The 15,977-nt window shown below is 70.3% G+C and carries 15 protein-coding genes; 4 read left to right on the forward strand and 11 right to left on the reverse strand.

Annotation, left to right across the window (positions count from 1 at the left end; all coding sequences use genetic code 11):
- Window positions 1-120: 120 nt before the first annotated feature.
- Window positions 121-1,917 (forward strand): 2-isopropylmalate synthase, encoded by a 1,797-nt coding sequence (leuA, locus tag ABD743_RS31615; RefSeq protein WP_344726290.1) that lies wholly within the window; start codon window positions 121-123, stop codon window positions 1,915-1,917.
- A gap of 45 nt (window positions 1,918-1,962) precedes the next feature.
- Here the strand turns inward: leuA and ABD743_RS31620 are convergent, their stop codons facing one another.
- The gene (locus tag ABD743_RS31620; protein ID WP_344726292.1) at window positions 1,963-2,574 is read right to left on the reverse strand and encodes a hypothetical protein; all 612 of its coding nucleotides are present in this window, start codon (window positions 2,572-2,574) and stop codon (window positions 1,963-1,965) included.
- A 120-nt stretch (window positions 2,575-2,694) separates the two neighbouring features.
- On the opposite strand from ABD743_RS31620, the gene ABD743_RS31625 reads away from it, so the two are divergent.
- Complete coding sequence (locus tag ABD743_RS31625; RefSeq protein ID WP_344726294.1) at window positions 2,695-3,303, forward strand: DedA family protein; 609 nt, start codon at window positions 2,695-2,697, stop codon at window positions 3,301-3,303.
- On the opposite strand, the gene ABD743_RS31630 is transcribed toward ABD743_RS31625, so the two are convergent.
- The 7 genes from ABD743_RS31630 to ABD743_RS31660 all read right to left on the reverse strand — a co-directional run bounded on the left by ABD743_RS31630 (window position 3,281) and on the right by ABD743_RS31660 (window position 11,025).
- Complete coding sequence (locus ABD743_RS31630; protein WP_344726296.1) at window positions 3,281-4,396, reverse strand: ABC transporter ATP-binding protein; 1,116 nt, start codon at window positions 4,394-4,396, stop codon at window positions 3,281-3,283. The two genes, ABD743_RS31625 and ABD743_RS31630, sit on opposite strands and share 23 nt — an antisense overlap.
- A 5-nt stretch (window positions 4,397-4,401) precedes the next feature.
- Window positions 4,402-5,385 (reverse strand): ABC transporter ATP-binding protein, encoded by a 984-nt coding sequence (locus tag ABD743_RS31635; protein WP_344726298.1) that lies wholly within the window; start codon window positions 5,383-5,385, stop codon window positions 4,402-4,404.
- Window positions 5,382-6,305, reverse strand: coding sequence for an ABC transporter permease (locus ABD743_RS31640; protein WP_344726300.1), 924 nt, complete (start codon window positions 6,303-6,305; stop codon window positions 5,382-5,384). Before ABD743_RS31640 ends, ABD743_RS31635 begins: the two co-directional genes overlap by 4 nt.
- Window positions 6,306-6,336: 31 nt before the next feature.
- Window positions 6,337-7,341: an ABC transporter permease gene (locus tag ABD743_RS31645; protein ID WP_344726302.1), complete on the reverse strand. Its 1,005-nt coding sequence runs from the start codon at window positions 7,339-7,341 to the stop codon at window positions 6,337-6,339.
- 115 nt (window positions 7,342-7,456) lie between these two features.
- Entirely contained in the window at window positions 7,457-9,133 is a 1,677-nt protein-coding gene (locus tag ABD743_RS31650; protein ID WP_344726304.1) for an ABC transporter substrate-binding protein, read from the reverse strand.
- A 482-nt stretch (window positions 9,134-9,615) separates the two neighbouring features.
- Complete coding sequence (locus ABD743_RS31655; RefSeq protein ID WP_344726305.1) at window positions 9,616-9,804, reverse strand: DUF397 domain-containing protein; 189 nt, start codon at window positions 9,802-9,804, stop codon at window positions 9,616-9,618.
- A gap of 348 nt (window positions 9,805-10,152) precedes the next feature.
- Window positions 10,153-11,025 (reverse strand): helix-turn-helix domain-containing protein, encoded by an 873-nt coding sequence (locus ABD743_RS31660; RefSeq protein ID WP_344726306.1) that lies wholly within the window; start codon window positions 11,023-11,025, stop codon window positions 10,153-10,155.
- Window positions 11,026-11,413: 388 nt separating this feature from the next.
- Between ABD743_RS31660 and ABD743_RS31665 the strand changes: the two genes are divergently transcribed.
- Complete coding sequence (locus ABD743_RS31665) at window positions 11,414-11,599, forward strand: hypothetical protein (protein ID WP_344726309.1); 186 nt, start codon at window positions 11,414-11,416, stop codon at window positions 11,597-11,599.
- A gap of 80 nt (window positions 11,600-11,679) precedes the next feature.
- On the opposite strand, the gene recR is transcribed toward ABD743_RS31665, so the two are convergent.
- Together recR and ABD743_RS31675 are read right to left on the reverse strand one after the other, a co-directional pair.
- Window positions 11,680-12,297, reverse strand: a complete 618-nt coding sequence (gene recR / locus ABD743_RS31670; protein ID WP_241040461.1) for a recombination mediator RecR — start codon at window positions 12,295-12,297, stop codon at window positions 11,680-11,682.
- Between the two features lie 3 nt (window positions 12,298-12,300).
- A complete protein-coding gene (locus ABD743_RS31675) occupies window positions 12,301-12,621 on the reverse strand; it encodes a YbaB/EbfC family nucleoid-associated protein (protein WP_344726482.1) in 321 nt (106 codons plus the stop codon).
- Between the two features lie 149 nt (window positions 12,622-12,770).
- Between ABD743_RS31675 and ABD743_RS31680 the strand changes: the two genes are divergently transcribed.
- Window positions 12,771-13,562: an N-acetylmuramoyl-L-alanine amidase gene (locus ABD743_RS31680; protein WP_344726311.1), complete on the forward strand. Its 792-nt coding sequence runs from the start codon at window positions 12,771-12,773 to the stop codon at window positions 13,560-13,562.
- Between the two features lie 12 nt (window positions 13,563-13,574).
- Here the strand turns inward: ABD743_RS31680 and ABD743_RS31685 are convergent, their stop codons facing one another.
- On the reverse strand, window positions 13,575-15,941 hold the full coding sequence (locus ABD743_RS31685) for an HAD-IC family P-type ATPase (protein WP_344726313.1): 2,367 nt from the start codon (window positions 15,939-15,941) through the stop codon (window positions 13,575-13,577).
- Between the last annotated feature and the right edge of the window lie 36 nt (window positions 15,942-15,977).

The following is a 15,977-nucleotide window of genomic DNA, read 5'->3' on the forward strand; positions in this document are numbered from 1 at the left end:
GCGCTCCTGCTCCTTCGTCGCCGCGGCGGGGTCTGACCGACCGGCCCCTCGTCGCGGGGATTAGACGTGCGCGCCGGTCACGTCATCAATTGATCGGCCCACCACAGGAGTGCATCCCGCATGACCACCTCGCCCGACGCCTTCAGCTCCTCGACGTCCAGCAGGCTGCGCAAGCCGTCCCGCCCCGCTCCCGACGAGCAGCCCGTCTGGAATCCGCAGCGCGGCTCGCACATGCCGATCCACCGCTACCGCCCGTTCCACGAGCTGGTGGAGCCGGTGTCGCTGCCCGACCGCACCTGGCCCGAGAAACGGATCACCACGGCTCCCCTGTGGTGCGCGGTCGACCTGCGTGACGGCAACCAGGCCCTGATCGACCCCATGAGCCCGGCCCGCAAGCACCGCATGTTCGAACTGCTCGTACGCATGGGCTACAAGGAGATCGAGGTCGGGTTCCCGGCGGCGAGCCAGACCGACTTCGACTTCGTACGGGAGATCATCGAGCAGGACCTGATCCCCGACGACGTCACGATCCAGGTGCTCACCCAGGCTCGTCCGGAGCTGATCGAGCGCACGTACGAGGCCTGCGAGGGCGCTCCCCGCGCGATCGTCCACCTCTACAACTCCACCTCGATCCTGCAGCGGCGGGTCGTCTTCCGCTCCGACCGTGCAGGCATCTCCAAGATCGCGACCGACGGCGCGGAGGACGTGCTGCGGTTCGCCGAGAAGTACCCCGCCACCGACTGGCGCTTCGAGTACTCCCCCGAGTCCTACACCGGCACCGAGCTCGAGTACGCCGTGGACGTCTGCAACGCGGTGTCGGCGATCTGGCAGCCCACCCCCGAGTCGCCGATGATCGTCAACCTGCCGGCGACGGTGGAGATGGCCACCCCGAACGTCTACGCCGACTCGATCGAGTGGATGAACCGGCACCTGGCCCGCCGGGACGGGGTCGTCCTCAGCCTGCACCCGCACAACGACCGCGGCACGGCCGTGGCCGCCGCCGAGCTGGGCTACCAGGCCGGTGCCGACCGCATCGAGGGTTGCCTGTTCGGCAACGGCGAGCGCACGGGCAACGTCGACCTCGTGACGTTGGGAATGAACCTGTTCACGCAGGGGATCGACCCGCAGATCGACTTCTCCGACATCGACGAGATCCGCCGCACCGTCGAGTACTGCAACCAGCTGGACGTGCCCGAGCGGCACCCGTGGGGCGGCGACCTCGTCTACACGGCCTTCTCGGGCAGCCACCAGGACGCGATCAACAAGGGCTTCCAGTCGATGCACGCCGACGCCGCGGAGGCCGGCGTCGAGGTGGACCAGTTCCGCTGGGAGGTCCCCTACCTGCCGGTCGACCCCAAGGACATCGGCCGCACCTACGAGGCCGTGATCCGGGTGAACTCGCAGTCCGGCAAGGGCGGCGTCGCCTACATCATGAAGGCCGAGCACCAGATGGATCTGCCGCGGCGGCTCCAGATGGAGTTCTCCCGCGTGGTCCAGGAGGTCACCGACTCCGAGGGCGGCGAGGTCTCCCCCAAGGAGATGCGGGACGTCTTCGACACCGAGTACCTCGGCCGCGTCACGCCGCTGAAGCTGATCCGCCATCGGCTCACCAGCGACGGCGAGGGCACCGACGAGATCGTCGCCACCGTGCGCGTCGAGAACGACCTGCACGAGATCACCGGCAGCGGCAACGGGCCGATCGCGGCGTTCGTCGACGCGCTCGCCGGCATCGGTTTCGACGTACGGGTGCTCGACTATCACGAGCACGCCATGTCCGCAGGTGACGACGCCCGGGCCGCCGCCTACGTCGAGTGCGCCGTGGAGGACACCGTGTTCTGGGGTGTCGGCGTGGACAGCTCGATCGTGAACGCCTCGCTCAAGGCCGTGGTCTCGGCGGTCAACCGCGCGATGCGCTGACCGCTCGCGCGGGTACGGGTGCTCGGGCACCCGTACCCGCGCGTGTCAGGCCCGGTTGCGGCCCTCGGTGAAGAACCCCACCACGGCCGACACGTCGGGGAGGTCACTCGCCGAGCGCAGCGCGCCGAACGGGGCGTTCCAGAACTCCCCCTCACGCGGCGTCCACGGGCCCACGTAGGCGTACGGCAGGGGATTCCCGTCGTCGCCGGGAGAGATCCCGTAGTTGACCTCGCCGACGGAGATGCCGAGGTCGAAGTGCTCCGGCCAGAGCACCGGGCTCGACTCGGGCTCGAACGCCCGCAGCCCGGCGTCGCCCCGGGCGAACCAGCCAAGGATCAGCTCTGCCGACGGGGAGTCCACGGCCAACGGCTCGTCCAGGTCGACCCCCGACGTGTCGCTGTAGATCCCCTCGGGTGGCCCGGCCTCCACGCCGGCGGCCTTCCCCAGCTCGCGCAGCGTCCCGTGCAGCGGCCACCGGCCGTCCGGGCCGACGAGGTCGGTGCCCTGCACCCGCAGCGGTGCCGCCACCCCGGCGAAACCACCGGAGCACACCGCCAGCCGGATCGTGCCGTGCGCGCGGTACTGCGGACCGGCGATCACACTCTCCGCCACGCCGTGCAGAGCACGCCGCGTCGCCACCAATTGCTGCTCGTCCATGGACAGGACTGTCCCCCATCCACGTGGACGCCCGCTGGTCGGAGCCGAAGTGCTACCTGGGCGGCCGTACCCGAGCGGTACGGCTCCGAGATGCGGTTCGCAATCAGGTAGCGTCGTTGTGTGCAGCTGCCGGTGAATCCCACCGCCGCCTATCTCGTCGTGCTGCTGTGGACTTCGCTTCCGTTCACCCCTGCCGAGCCGGTTCTGGTCGCCGGCGGGTCGTGGTCGGCCGAGGGTGCGTTGTGGCTGCCGTTGGTGATCGTGGCCTCCGCGATCGGTTCCCTCCTCAGTGACCTCGTCAAGTACGCCATCGGCTGGTACGCCGGTCCCGCGCTGCTCGCGCGGCTACGGCGCCGGCCCGCAGGGGCACGCACGGCCGACTGGGTGGAGGCCCGGGTGCGCACGACCGGGGCGGCGGTGATCGTGCCGTCGTACTTCGTGCCGGTCGGAGTCGTGGTCTCCACGCTGCTCTGCGGCGCTCTACGCCTGCCGTGGCGCGGAGTCGCGCGGGCGTCGGTGCTCGGCGCGCTGCTGTGGTCGGCCGTGTACGTCCTGATCGGCTACGTCGGCGGGAAGGCGACGGGTGATCCGCTGCTCGGCGTCGCGGTCGGCGTGCCGGCAGCATTCATCCTCGGTGCGCTGCTGGCCCGCCGGGCCCGTGCACAGGAATCCACCGAGGCCGGACAGCCCACCAGGACAGAACCCCTCAGCGACCCAGGATCTCCGTAACCGAGCCGGGCAGGTCCGGCACCGCGCCCGGGGCGAGGACGTCGTCGACCGCCTCGACGTCGACGCGGTGCGTCTGGAGTCGTCCACTGCGGATGTCCTCCGCGTAGTGGCAGGCGACCCGGTGCCCTGTGGGTGCTCCGTCGATCACGCGCAGCAGGGGCCGCTCGTCGTCGCACCGCGTCGGCTGGCGCCACGGGCAGCGCGTGTGGAAGCGACATCCGCTGGGGGGCGCGGCGGGCGAGGGCAGGTCCCCGGTGAGCAGGATGCGCTCCCGGCGGTCCTCCAACTCGGGGTCCGGCACCGGCACGGCCGAGAGCAGGGCCCGCGTGTAGGGATGCTGCGGATCGTCGTAGAGCGCTTGGGAGGGCGCCTCCTCGACGAGCCCGCCGAGGTACATCACGCCCACCCGGTCGCTCACGTGCCGCACAACCGCCAGGTCGTGTGCGATCACCAGGTAGGTGAGGCCCAGCTCGGCCTGCAGTCTGCCGAGCAGGTTCAGGACCTGCGCCTGCACCGAGACGTCGAGCGCCGACACCGGTTCGTCGGCCACGATCAGGTCGGGCTCGACGCAGAGCGCGCGGGCGATCCCGATGCGCTGACGCTGGCCGCCGGAGAACTCGTGCGGGTAGCGGCGCAGCGCGCCGGCCGGCAGCCCGACCGAGTCGACGAGGTCACGCAGGCGCGCTCCGTCGGCGGCGGGCCCGCGGGAGAGCCCGTGAGCCTTCATTCCCTCGGTGAGCAGCGACTCCACGGACTGCCGGGGGTCCAGGCTGGACATCGGGTCCTGGAACACCATCTGGAAGCGTCGGCGCATCCGGCGCAGCTGCTCACCCCGCAGGTGCGCCACGTCGACGCCGTCGAACGTCACCTGCCCCGCGGTCAGATCCACGAGCCGCAGGATCGCCCGACCGAGGGTGGACTTGCCGCAGCCCGATTCGCCCACCAACCCGTAGGTCTCGCCACGTCCGATGTGAAGCGAGACGCCGTCCACCGCGTACACGTGCCCGACGGTGCGGTCGAGCATGACACCGCGCTTGATCGGGAAGTGGACCGCGAGATCGCGGACGTCGAGCAGGGGTTCGCTCGTCTCCATGGCGGTCACTCCGCGCTCGCCGGAACGGGGTTGTGGCACCGCAGCAGCCGGCCGCCGCTCGTCTCGACCGGGGGGCTGACCTCGGTGCATTGTGGGATCTCCCGCGGGCACCGCGGCGCGAACGCGCAGGCGTGGTCCCACGGCAGGTTGTCGACCACCGATCCGCGGATCGCCTCCAGCTCCTCCCCCGGCGGGGCGTCCAGCCGAGGGATCGAGCGCAGCAGTCCATGCGTGTAGGGGTGTCGCGGCGTGCCGAAGAGCCGGTGCCGCTGCGCGCGCTCGACGATCCGTCCGCTGTAGAGCACGTTCACGGTCTCGCACAGCCCGGCGACGACGCCGAGGTCGTGCGTGATCATGATCAGGGCCGCGCCCGTCTCCTGCACGAGCTCGGACAACAGCCCGAGGATCTGCGCCTGGATCGTGACGTCGAGGGCGGTGGTCGGTTCGTCGGCGATGAGCAACCGCGGCTGGCAGGCGAGGGCGATGGCGATGAGGGCGCGCTGGCGCATGCCGCCGGAGAGCTGGTGGGGGTAGGAGTCGAGCCTGCGCCGGGGGTCGGGGATGCCCACCCGCTCCAGCAGCTCGGCCGCAGCCTTGCGGGCCTTGTCGCCCGCCATCCCGCGGTGCCGGCGCAGCACCTCGGTGACCTGCAGGCCGATCGGGATCACAGGGTTGAGCGACGAGAGAGGGTCCTGGAACACCATCGACAGGTCGCGGCCGCGGCGCTCACGCATCTGCGACTCGGACAGCGTCAGCAGATCCGTGCCGTCCATCCGCACCGATCCGGTGACGCGCACCCCACGAGCCGGCAACAGCCGCATGATCGCCAGCGACGTCACCGACTTGCCGCAGCCCGACTCCCCGACGAGGCCGACCACCTGACCGGGAGCGACGTCGAAGCTCACCCCGTCGACGGCGATCGTGTCGGGCTCACGGCGGCGCGTGAACGCGACCTGCAGATCACGCACCTCCAGCAGCTGACCGGTCATCGGCGCCCCTTGGGGTCGAGGGCCTCGCGCAGCGACTCGCCGAGGAGCGTGAAGCCCAGCGCCACCACGATGATCGCGGCCGCCGGGAAGAAGGCGAGCGCAGGTCGCACGTCGAGGTAGGTCTGGGCCTGCGCGAGCATGAGCCCCCATTCGGCGCGACCCGGGTCGGCGTCGCCCAGGCCGAGGAAGGACAGCGCAGCCGCGTCCAGGATCGACGTGGCGAGCGTGAGCGTGGCCTGCACGATCACGGGCCCGATGGCGTTGGGGAGCATGTGGCGCAGCACCACCGCGCTCCGCTTCACGCCCAGCGCCGTGGCCGCGACGACGTGGTCGCTCTCCCGCTGCGCGAGCATCGAGCCGCGGAGCAAGCGCGCGAAGATCGGCACACCGACGATCGCCACCGCGATGATGACCGTGGTCTGCGACGGGCTCGCCGCCAGCGCCGCCACCGAGATCGCGAGCAGCAGGCTCGGAATGGCCAGCATGACGTCGGTGATCCGCATGAGCACGGTGTCGACCCAGCCGCCGAACGCACCGGCGAGGGCGCCGATCACGATGCCGGCCGCGAGCCCGATCAGCGTGGCGAGCACGCCCACCAGCAGTGTCTGTTGTGCGGCCAGGATCAGCCGCGAGAAGAAGTCGCGACCGAGCTGGTCGCTGCCCAGCGGGAAGCCGTCCTGCGGTCCGGGGATCGAGCCCGGCCGCAGGTTCTCCTGAAGCTGTGGGAACGCCTCGGCCGCCCCGTGCGGGGCGATCAGCGGCGCCAACGCGGCGACCACCACGAACAGGCCGACGATCACCGCGCCTGCGATCGCCACCGGGTCACGGCGCAGCCGCCGGAATGCCTCCGAGCTGAGGCTGCGCCCGGCGGAGAGGTCGTCGATCCGCGCCTTCCGGCGCTCCGCCCACGTGGTGGTCATGCCGGAAACCCGATCGCTGCCGAAACCCTGATCATGAGAGCCGGACCCGCGGGTCGATGATCGCGTAGGAGAGATCGACGAGCAGATTCACCAGCACGTACACGAGCGCCCCCAGCAGCAGCAAAGCCTGCAGTCGCGGGTAGTCCCGGAGCGTGATGGCGTCGGCGAGCAGTGTGCCGATCCCGCCCCACACGAACACCTTCTCGGTGAGTACCGCCCCCGCGAGCAACAGACCGACCTGGAGGCCGATGGTCGTGGACACCGGCAGCAGCGCGTTGCGCAGGACGTGGCGGCTGCGCACGGTGCCGGGGGCGAGGCCCTTGGAGTTGGCGGTGCGCACGAAGTCCGAACCGAACACGTCGAGCACCGACGCACGCGTGATCCGCACGATCACGGCGAGCGGAATCGTGGCCAGCGCAACCGCGGGCAGCACGAGATGGCCGAGCGCGTCGAAGCTCGCGTCCCACTCGCGGGTGAGCAGCCCGTCTAGCACCGCGAAGCCGGTGACGTTCGTGGCGTCGAGGTCCACCGCCTGGCGGCCGGACGGCGGGAACCAACCCAACTGCACCGCGAACACGGCCTTGAGCAGGTAGCCCAGGAAGAACACCGGCACCGCGACGCCCACGAGTGTGCCGATCACGGTGGTGACGTCGAGCGGCCGGCCCCGGTGCTGGGCCGCGAGGTAGCCCAGCGGGATGCCGAGCGACACCGCGATCAGCAGCGCCGCGACCGACAGCTCGATGGTGGCCGGCAGTGCGCGCCCGATCTCGGCCATCACCGGCTCTCCGGTGATCGACGACGTGCCGAAGTCACCGGTCAACACACGACCGAGGAACCGGCCGTACTGCACGAGGACCGGCTGGTCCAGGCCGAGGACGCGGTTGAGCTCGGCGACCCGTTCGGGTGTTGCACGGTCGCCGAGAAACGCCGACGCCGGACCGCCGGGAAGGCTACGTAGCCACGCGAACACGAGCAGTGACAGCAGCAGCAGCGTCGGGATCACCTGTAACAGGCGCCTCGACACGAATCGCAGCATGTCCCCTCTCCTGATGTAACGCTCGTATGTGACGCCGCGGATGGCTGCCGACGACGTCGCATAGGAACCCGGGTGGCGCCGACATCGTCGGCGGCGCCACCCGGGGTCGGCGGGGTCAGCCCTTGCTGACCGTGTAGAACCGCTCGTCCGTCAACGGCGACGGGATCAGACCCGTGACGTTCTCCCGTACGACGATGGCGGGCGGCGAGCTGCTGAGCGGGACGGCCGGCAGGTACTTCGTCATCAGGTCACGGTTGACCTGCTCGTACGCCGCGGCGTGCCCCGCCGGATCGAAGGTGGTGTCGGCGGCCGTGATCTCCTGGAAGAGGGCCTGGTCGGTGAAGCCGAACTCGGGCTTGTTGCGGCCGAAGAACGTGCCGATGAAGTTGCCGGCGTCGTTGTAGTCACCGGTCCACCCGAGCAGGTGCAGGTCGTGCACCCCGTTGACGCTGACGGAGTCGAGGTAACCGCCGTTCCACGGCTGCGGCACCGCGTTCACCGTGATCCCCGCCTGGCGCAGGTTCTCCTGGATCGCCGTGAAGATGTTGGTGGGGTTCGGCATGTAGGGCCGGGTGACCTCGGTCGGGTAGTAGAAATTGACCGTGAGGTTCGACTGACCGGCCTCTGCCAGCAGCGCCTTGGCGCGCTCGGGGTCGTACGGGATCGGCTGGATGTCACTCGCGTAGCCCGCCACCGTCTCCGGCAGGAACTGGGTGGCCACCACGGCGCCCTCGGGGAGCTGGTTGCGCACCAGCGATTCCCGGTCGATCGCGTAGGCCAGAGCCTGGCGCACCCGGATGTCCTGCAGCGCCGGGTTCTTCGCCTGGTTGATCCCCAGGTAGAGGATGTTGAACACCGGGCGGACGAGCACGTTGTAGCCGCTGCCCTTCAGCGACTCCCAGTCGGCGGGCGACGGGTAGTCGTAGCCGTCGATCGTGCCGGCCTGCAGCTCCTGCTTGCGCGCGTTCTCGTCCGGGATCACGCGGAAGATCAACCGGTCGACCTTGGCGGGCTCACCCCAGTAGTCGGGGTTCTTCACGAGCGTGATCACGTTGGCCGTGCGGTCGTAGCTCTCGAACTTGAACGGACCGGTGCCGGTGGGATGCTCGGTGGCGTAGGGGCCGTAGGTGAAGGCCTCGCCGCTCTGCTCGATCTGGTCGGCGTTGTACTGCTGCATCGCGGTGGGGCTCGAGATCGACAGCGACGTTAGACCGAACGCCGCCGGGAAGGCACCCTTCGCGCGGTTGAGCTTGATCACGGCCGTGTACTGGTCGGGCGCGGAGCACGAGTTGTAGACGGGCGTGGCGGTGGCGCTCGCCTGGTTGTTGGTGAAGCCCTCGAACGTGTCGCTGTAGTAGACCGCCTGCGCCTGTGCGGCGGCATTCGGCAGGTTCACCCAGCGGTTGAAGTTGAAGCAGACGGCCTCGGCGTCGAAGTCGGTGCCGTCGTGGAACTTGACGCCCTGGCGGAGCTTGAAGGTCCACTCGGTGAAGTCGGCGTTCGGCGTCCACTCGAGGGCCAGCGCGGGTGAGAGCTCGGAGCTACCCAGCTTGTAGGTGATGAGCGTGTCGTACATCTGCCGCACCGGCCGGAAGGTCTCGCCGTCCTGGGCGAAAATCGGGTCGAAGTTGTCGGGCGCCCCCGGCACCCCGAACACCAGGGTGCCCCCGGTGGCGCCGGACCCACCCTCGGCAGCTCCGTTGTCCCGCTCGGACTGAGCACAGGCGGCGAGAGTGACGGCGAGCGCTCCGGCCGCGAACACGGCCGCGAGTCGTCGGGCAGCTGACCTCATGCGGGCATCACCTCTTCGGGTAGGAGACCCGCGAACAGTAAAGGGCGGGGATGCCGAACGTAATGGGCCGCGATACCGATCGGTAGATGTTCGAGTCACGGTTGGGCTACGGCTCGCGCGCGGCCGGACACCGTCTGCAGCGGGGCGCGCTTCCGGAGTACCCGACGAGAGCCGCCCCGCAGCCTTGAAGAACCGCGGACGAGCGGCGCGTTCGTCCGAAGCTATGGGGCGGAAGGACCGCTCGTACGCGCTCAGCGCAAAGTTCCGCACACACCGGGCCTGCGGCAGTAGCGCGAGCGGTCCGTTCGCTCAGTCGAGCGCACCCGCGCTCCGAGCCTGGGTCCGACAAGCCACCGGAGCCTTCTCAGCTCGCTCACCGGGCCCGGCCATTGAGCGGGCGGGGCGCCGGTTCAGACCTATCGCACCGAAGTGTCGTTCGTCGACGGGGTGCGCCCGAGCCGCACTCACGTCGCCCGGCACAGTCAGGCCAGGTCGAACTCCCCGCTCTTCACCCCGGCGACGAACGCCGCCCACTCTTCTGCGGTGAAGACGAGCGAGGCCCGGCGCTCGGGGTCCTTGCTGTCGCGAACCACGACAGGACCGCCGGGCGTGCGCCCGACCTCGACGCAGCCGCCGCCGTTGCAGTAGCTACTGATGTGGTACTCGATCACTGGTGCTGGGGCCTTCCTCGGGGAGCGGGCTGTACCGACAACGAGAGTCGAGCCCTCGGCGGTACGCGAGGAATGCCGGGGGACGACTCCGGTCATCTTGCCCTCCGCTCTCCAGAGTTGATCTTGGGGCTCACCCAGACGAGGGTTCTTGGAAACGCAGCAGGTCAGCAGCGCCGCGACGACCGGTTCGCGTTGCTCAGAGGACCGGAAGTCGGCGGCGTAGCTGCGTAGACAGGCGGATTTAAGCACTGGCCGGGTTCAGCCTGCTATCCGGCATACCCGACCGTGCATCCCCCGAGAGCGAAGCCCATGCCGTTTGCACCGGATCGTCCAGCGATCGACCGTGAGTCACAGGCATCGCGCGATGGTCTCCCGCGACTCACGCGGGGAGAGGGCGTGCTGGAGGACATCCGCGAAGACGTCCTTGTACCGGTCCACCTCGGACTGCGCGTCAAGGTACGTCTCGCCCGCATGCCCCTCGACGTAGACCACATCAGACCCCAGCTCGTCGGGGATCTTGAGCAATACGAAGTGTCCGTAGTGCGCACGGAGCAAACCCAACTCGAACGGCAGCACGCGCACCGACACGGTCGGTAGCTCGCTCATCTCGATGATGTACTCGAGCTGCGCCTTCCAGACGGCCCTTCCCCCGACTTTCCGCAGGAGAACCGCCTCATCCAGCACGGCGACGAGCTCGAGCGGAGGTGGGCTGGTCCGGCGCAAGGCGTCCTGCCGCGTGACGCGCAGCTCCACGAGGCGGTCGATCTCTTGTGGAGAGTGGTGGGGCAGAAGTGTCGAGAGGACCGTGCGGGCGTAGTCCGCTGTCTGCAGAAGCCCGAACACCAGCGTGACGTCGAACGAGTGGATCACCGCGGCGTCGTTCTCCAACGCCGCGTACCTACCCGGGTTGTCCAGTACGAACCGCTCCGGATGCACCCCTTCGGTCAGGGGCTCCCACCACCCCGGCTGCCGGCCGTCGCGCACGAGGCGGAGCAGCATGTCCTGCTCGGTGTCGGACGTGACACCGTAGATCCGGATCAGCTCGCGGATGTCGGGCATCTTCGGGATGCCCTTCCCCGTCTCCAGGCGGGAGATCTTGGACGTGGAGCAGGTCATCATGTCCGCAACCTCGTCGAGCGTCAGCCCGGCCTTGCCCCGGAGACGCCGGAGCTCGGCTCCCAGTCGGCGGCGGGAGCCGATCGGGCTCTGCGGTGCGGCCATGCCTCTCCTGATCGCGGGTCCAGCACTGCTACGTGCGGGTGATCAATGCGTCATCACGCTCCCTGCAATTGCATGACGCACTGTCTTCAGGCAATCTAAGCATCCGTAGGTCGGATGTGGTACTCGCCACACCCGACTGCGGCATCCCCGGAGAGGAGGCCGCTGTGAGAACCACCCGACGCCTGCCTCTCCAGTCCTGTGCCCGACGCGAAGCCCGCTCCGCCATCCGGAGCGCCGCGTCCCGTCCCGGTGCGAATCCCGGGACCACTGCTGTCCGGCAGCCGGCCGGAACGAGTTGCACACCGAGAAGGGACTCGATGGGAATGTCGAACACAAAGATCAGCAGCAGCGCCCGCGGGGTGGCCGTCCACCTTGGCAGGTGGTCGCCATGATCGCGGTGATCGTGGGCGGGGTCGCCCTCATCGTGATGATCGCGATCGTCGTGGGGATCGTGGACGTCGCGCAGGCCCCGTCATGGCGAGAGGTCGCGGCGGAGCGGCGGCGGAACTGGGAGGCCCGCCAGCCGGAGTACCACGGCGTCGATGACCACGACCCCCAGTGGGACGACGACTGACGCGGTGCGATCCCGGGGGGTGATCGCGCCACGGCGGTGCCGGGTAGTGCAGCACCGGCGCCGCCGTAGGACCCCCCGACTCAGAGGGTGCGGCGGCCGGACAGGGCGCGGCCCAGCGTCAGCTCGTCGGCGAACTCCAGGTCGCCACCCATCGGAAGGCCGGACGCCAGTCGGGTGACCGACAGGCCCGGGAAGTCCCGGAGCAGCCGCACCAGGTAGGTGGCCGTGGCCTCGCCCTCGGTGTTCGGGTCGGTCGCGATGATCACCTCGGCGATCTCGCCCTCGTCCTGGGCCGGGCCGGTGCCACCCAGGCGGGCGAGCAGCTCCCTGATCCGCAGGCCGTCCGGACCGACGCCGGCCAGCGGGTCGAGTGCCCCTCCGAGCACGTGGTAGCGCCCCTTGAACTCACGGGTGCGCTCCACGGCGAGCACGTCCTTCGGTTCCTCGACGACGCAGACGATCGTGGGGTCACGGCGCGCATCGGAGCAGTACCGGCATCGTTCCCGCTCGGACACGTTGCCGCAGACCTCGCAGAAGCGGACGCCCTCCTTGACCTTCTGGAGCACGTCCTGCAGGCGCGACACGTCGACGGGGTCGGCTGCGAGCAGGTGGAACGCGATCCGTTGGGCGCTCTTCGGTCCCACACCCGGCAGCCGGCCCAGCTCGTCGATCAGGTCCTGGACCGGTCCCTCGAACACCGGCTAGCCGAGACCAGGAAGGCCGAAGCCGCCGGCGTCGCCCAAACCACCGGCCAGCGGTCCCATCTTCTCGGCCTGCAACTCCTGCGCCTTGTGCGCAGCGTCCTGCAGCGCGCCGACGACGAGGTCCTGCAGCGTCTCGACGTCGTCGGGGTCGACGATCTTCGGATCGATCCGCACAGCGCGCACCTCGCCGGCAGCCGTGCTGGTGACCTGCACCAGCCCGTTGCCGGCCTGGCCGACGACCTCGGCCTCCGCCAGCTCGGCCTGAGCGGCCATCAGCTGCTCCTGCATCTTCTGTGCCTGCTGCAGGATCATCTGCATATCGGGCTGACCGGGTTGCACAGCGATCTCCTCGCACGTCGTGCCCGGCGCGTCCAGCGCGTCCGGCTCAGGCCAAAAGGCTAACGCCTCCACGACAGGTCGACGCTCCCAGGCGGGGACGCATCGGCCGTCCGTGTCACGCTGACCACGTGCGGATCGCTCGCCTGTTGCTCTTCGGAGCCGTGCTGTCAGGGCTGACAGCCGTGGGGAGCGGGTGCGCGACCCCGCCGCGGTTGCCCGCGGCCGCCATCGCGGCGCCGCCCCTGACGTCGGCGCCGGCGGCCGCCGGCCCGCCCGTGGTGGTGCTCGACCCCGGCCACAACGGCCGCAACTCCCGGAACCTCGCGGAGATCAACCGGCAGGTGCCCGACGGGCGCGGGGGCACGAAGCCCTGCAACACCACCGGAACGCAGACCAACGCCGGATACCCCGAACACGCCTTCACCTTCGACGTCGCCTCACGCGTCGCGCAGCAGCTCACTGCCGCCGGCGTCCGGGTCGTCATGACCCGCACGGACGACGACGGTGTCGGGCCGTGCGTCGACGAGCGCGGGCGTGCCGGGGAGAGTGCGGGCGCCGACGCCGTCGTCTCCATTCACGCCGACGGCGCGGCCTCCCGCGGCACCGGCTTCCACGTGGCGTTCTCCGACCCGCCGCTCAACCCGGCTCAGGAGGGCCCGGCCCGCGAGCTGTCCGTCAGCCTCCGCGACGCGATGCGGGCCGCGGGCTTCGCGGATTCGAACTACATCGGCCGCGACGGGCTCTCCCCGCGCGCCGACCTGGCCGGGCTCAGCCTGGCCACCCGCCCGACCGCGCTCGTGGAGTGCGCGAACATGCGCAACCCCCACGAGGCGGCAGTGGTGTCCAGCGAGGAGGGCCGCGCCCGCTACGCGGCGGCTCTGACGCAGGGCGTACTGGCGTACCTGAACCTGCCCCACTGAGCCGTCGGGGCCTCAGGCCGTGGCGGGCGAAGGCTCCAGCCGACGGTCGATGCGCGCCGCCACTTCCACCAGCGCCGCACCCACCACCGCCACGACCACGGCCAGCACCATCGTCGAGGTGTCGCCGGGGTCGAGCTGCCAGAACGCCTGCCCGAACAGCACGGGCAGGAAGAGCGCATAACAGAACGCCGCCAGCGACGCGGCGACCAGCACGATCTTCCACCACTCGAACGGTCGCGCGACGACCACGAGAACCCAGGTGGCGATGAGGTACAGCGTCACGACCGCAGCGGTGCTCTGCTGGACCGCCGTGGCCGTGTCGTCGGACCGGGCGACCAGGTAGGTCACCACCGTGGCCACGCCGGCGATCACTCCCGACGGGGCCGCGAGCCGCAGCACGCGGCGCACGAACCCGGGGCGGGCGCGCTCGGTGTTCGGGGCGAGCGCGAGGAAGAACGCCGGGATGCCGATCGTGAGCGAACCGATCAGCGTCAGGTGGCGCGGCAGGAACGGGAACGGCACCGCGGCCAGCCCGATGAGGATCGCCAGGAGCACCGAGTAGACGGTCTTGGCGAGGAACAGGTTCGCGACGCGTTCGATGTTGCCGATCACGCGCCTGCCCTCGGCCACCACGTGCGGGAGCGTCGCGAACGAGTTGTCCAGCAGCACGATCTGCGCGACGGCCCGCGTGGCCGGGCTGCCCGAGCCCATGGCGACGCCGATGTCGGCGTCCTTGAGCGCGAGCACGTCGTTGACCCCGTCGCCCGTCATCGCGACGGTGTGTCCGCGGGACTGGAGGGCGCCCACCATGGAGCGCTTCTGTCCCGGGGTGACCCGGCCGAAGACCGTGCCGTGCTCGAGCGCGCCGGCGAGCTCGGCCCGGTCGTCCGGGAGCCGGCGCGCGTCGACGGGGGCCTCGGCTTGCGGCAGGTGCAGCGAGGCCGCCACCGCACCGACCGACACCGCGTTGTCCCCGGAGATGACCTTGACCTCGACCCGCTGCTCGGCGAAGTAGGCCAGCGTGTCCGCCGCCTCGGGCCGCACCCGCTGCTCGAGGATGACGAGCGCGACGGGCTCGACCGTGCCTGGCGCCGTCACCGCGTCGACCGCGCCGTCGGAGCGGCCGAGCAGGAGCACACGCAGGCCGGAGGCCCCCACGCGCTCGGCTTCCGCGCGCTCGGCGCTGCCCTCCGGCAGGAGCACGTCCGGCGCGCCGAGCACCCAGTTGCCGTTGCCGTTGAAGCTCGCGCCGCTCCACTTGCGCGCGGACGAGAACGGCGCTGTCGCAGACACCGTCCAGCCCGGCGACTCGTACGCCTCCGCCACCGCGGCCAGGCTCGCGTTGGGCCGGGGGTCGGCGGCAGCCAACGCGCCGAGCGGCCCGCTCAGCGGCGGCAGCCCGTCCCGCTCACCGAACGGCTCCACCCTGGCCAGCCGCATGCCGTTCTCGGTGAGCGTGCCCGTCTTGTCAGCACACACCACGTCGACGCGGGCGAGACCCTCGATCGCCGGAAGCTCCTGAACAAGGCACTGGCGCCGGCCGAGCCGGATCACCCCGACCGCGAACGCGATGCTCGTGAGCAGCACCAGCCCCTCGGGCACCATGGGCACCAGCGCGGCGACCATCCCGCGCACCGCGTCGTCGACATCGGTGCCCTCGGTGCGCAGCTGGCTCCAGATGATCAGCGCCGCTGCGGGCACCATGAGGTAGGTGACGATCTTCAGGATCCGGCTGATGCCCGACCGCAGCTCGGACTCGACGAGCGTGAACCGGCTGGCCTCCTCGGCCAGCTTCGCCGCATAGGCCTCGCGGCCCACCTTCGTGGCCTGCTGAGCGCCGGTGCCGACCGTCACGAAGCTCCCGGAGAGCACCTGGTCGCCCACCTGCTTGTGCACCGGGTCGGACTCCCCGGTGAGCAGCGACTCGTCCAGCTCGAGCCCTTCCGAGGCGAGCACCACCCCGTCGACGACGACCTGGTCGCCCGGTCCGAGCTCGATGACATCGTCGAGCACGACCCCGTTGGGCGGCAGGTCGACCGACGCACCGTCGCGCCGCACCCGGGGGCGAGCCTCACCGATGACGGCCAGCCGCTCCAGCGTCTGCTTGGCCCGTAGCTCCTGCACGATCCCGATCAACGTGTTGATGATGATCACGAAGCCGAACAGGCCGTCCTGGATCGGGCCGATGACCAGGATGATCACGAACAGCACGCCGACGATCGCGTTGAACCGCGTGAACACGTTGGCCCGCACGATCTCCGCGACGCTGCGGCTCGCCCGGGCCGGCACGTCGTTGGTGCGGCCGGTGGCGACCCGCTCCGCCACCTCGTCGGCCGTCAGCCCGACGAGAACGTCCGTCCGAACCTGTCCGGGGCTCACGGAACCGAACCCTACGTTCGGTGCAGACGCCACCCA

Origin of the sequence: Pseudonocardia yunnanensis (genome assembly GCF_039534065.1) — a bacterium.
Classification (GTDB): Bacteria; Actinomycetota; Actinomycetes; order Mycobacteriales; family Pseudonocardiaceae; genus Pseudonocardia; species Pseudonocardia yunnanensis.

Bases quoted from the DNA above. Each gene is read 5' to 3' on its own strand.
- leuA (WP_344726290.1), top strand. From the start codon at position 121: ATGACCACCTCGCCCGACGCCTTCAGCTCCTCGACGTCCAGCAGGCTG.
- ABD743_RS31660 (WP_344726306.1), bottom strand. From the start codon at position 11,025: ATGGCCGCACCGCAGAGCCCGATCGGCTCCCGCCGCCGACTGGGAGCC.
- ABD743_RS31665 (WP_344726309.1), top strand. From the start codon at position 11,414: ATGATCGCGGTGATCGTGGGCGGGGTCGCCCTCATCGTGATGATCGCG.
- ABD743_RS31640 (WP_344726300.1), bottom strand. From the start codon at position 6,305: ATGACCACCACGTGGGCGGAGCGCCGGAAGGCGCGGATCGACGACCTC.
- ABD743_RS31650 (WP_344726304.1), bottom strand. From the start codon at position 9,133: ATGAGGTCAGCTGCCCGACGACTCGCGGCCGTGTTCGCGGCCGGAGCG.
- ABD743_RS31620 (WP_344726292.1), bottom strand. From the start codon at position 2,574: ATGGACGAGCAGCAATTGGTGGCGACGCGGCGTGCTCTGCACGGCGTG.
- ABD743_RS31630 (WP_344726296.1), bottom strand. From the start codon at position 4,396: ATGGAGACGAGCGAACCCCTGCTCGACGTCCGCGATCTCGCGGTCCAC.
- ABD743_RS31645 (WP_344726302.1), bottom strand. From the start codon at position 7,341: ATGCTGCGATTCGTGTCGAGGCGCCTGTTACAGGTGATCCCGACGCTG.
- ABD743_RS31635 (WP_344726298.1), bottom strand. From the start codon at position 5,385: ATGACCGGTCAGCTGCTGGAGGTGCGTGATCTGCAGGTCGCGTTCACG.
- ABD743_RS31675 (WP_344726482.1), bottom strand. From the start codon at position 12,621: ATGCAGATGATCCTGCAGCAGGCACAGAAGATGCAGGAGCAGCTGATG.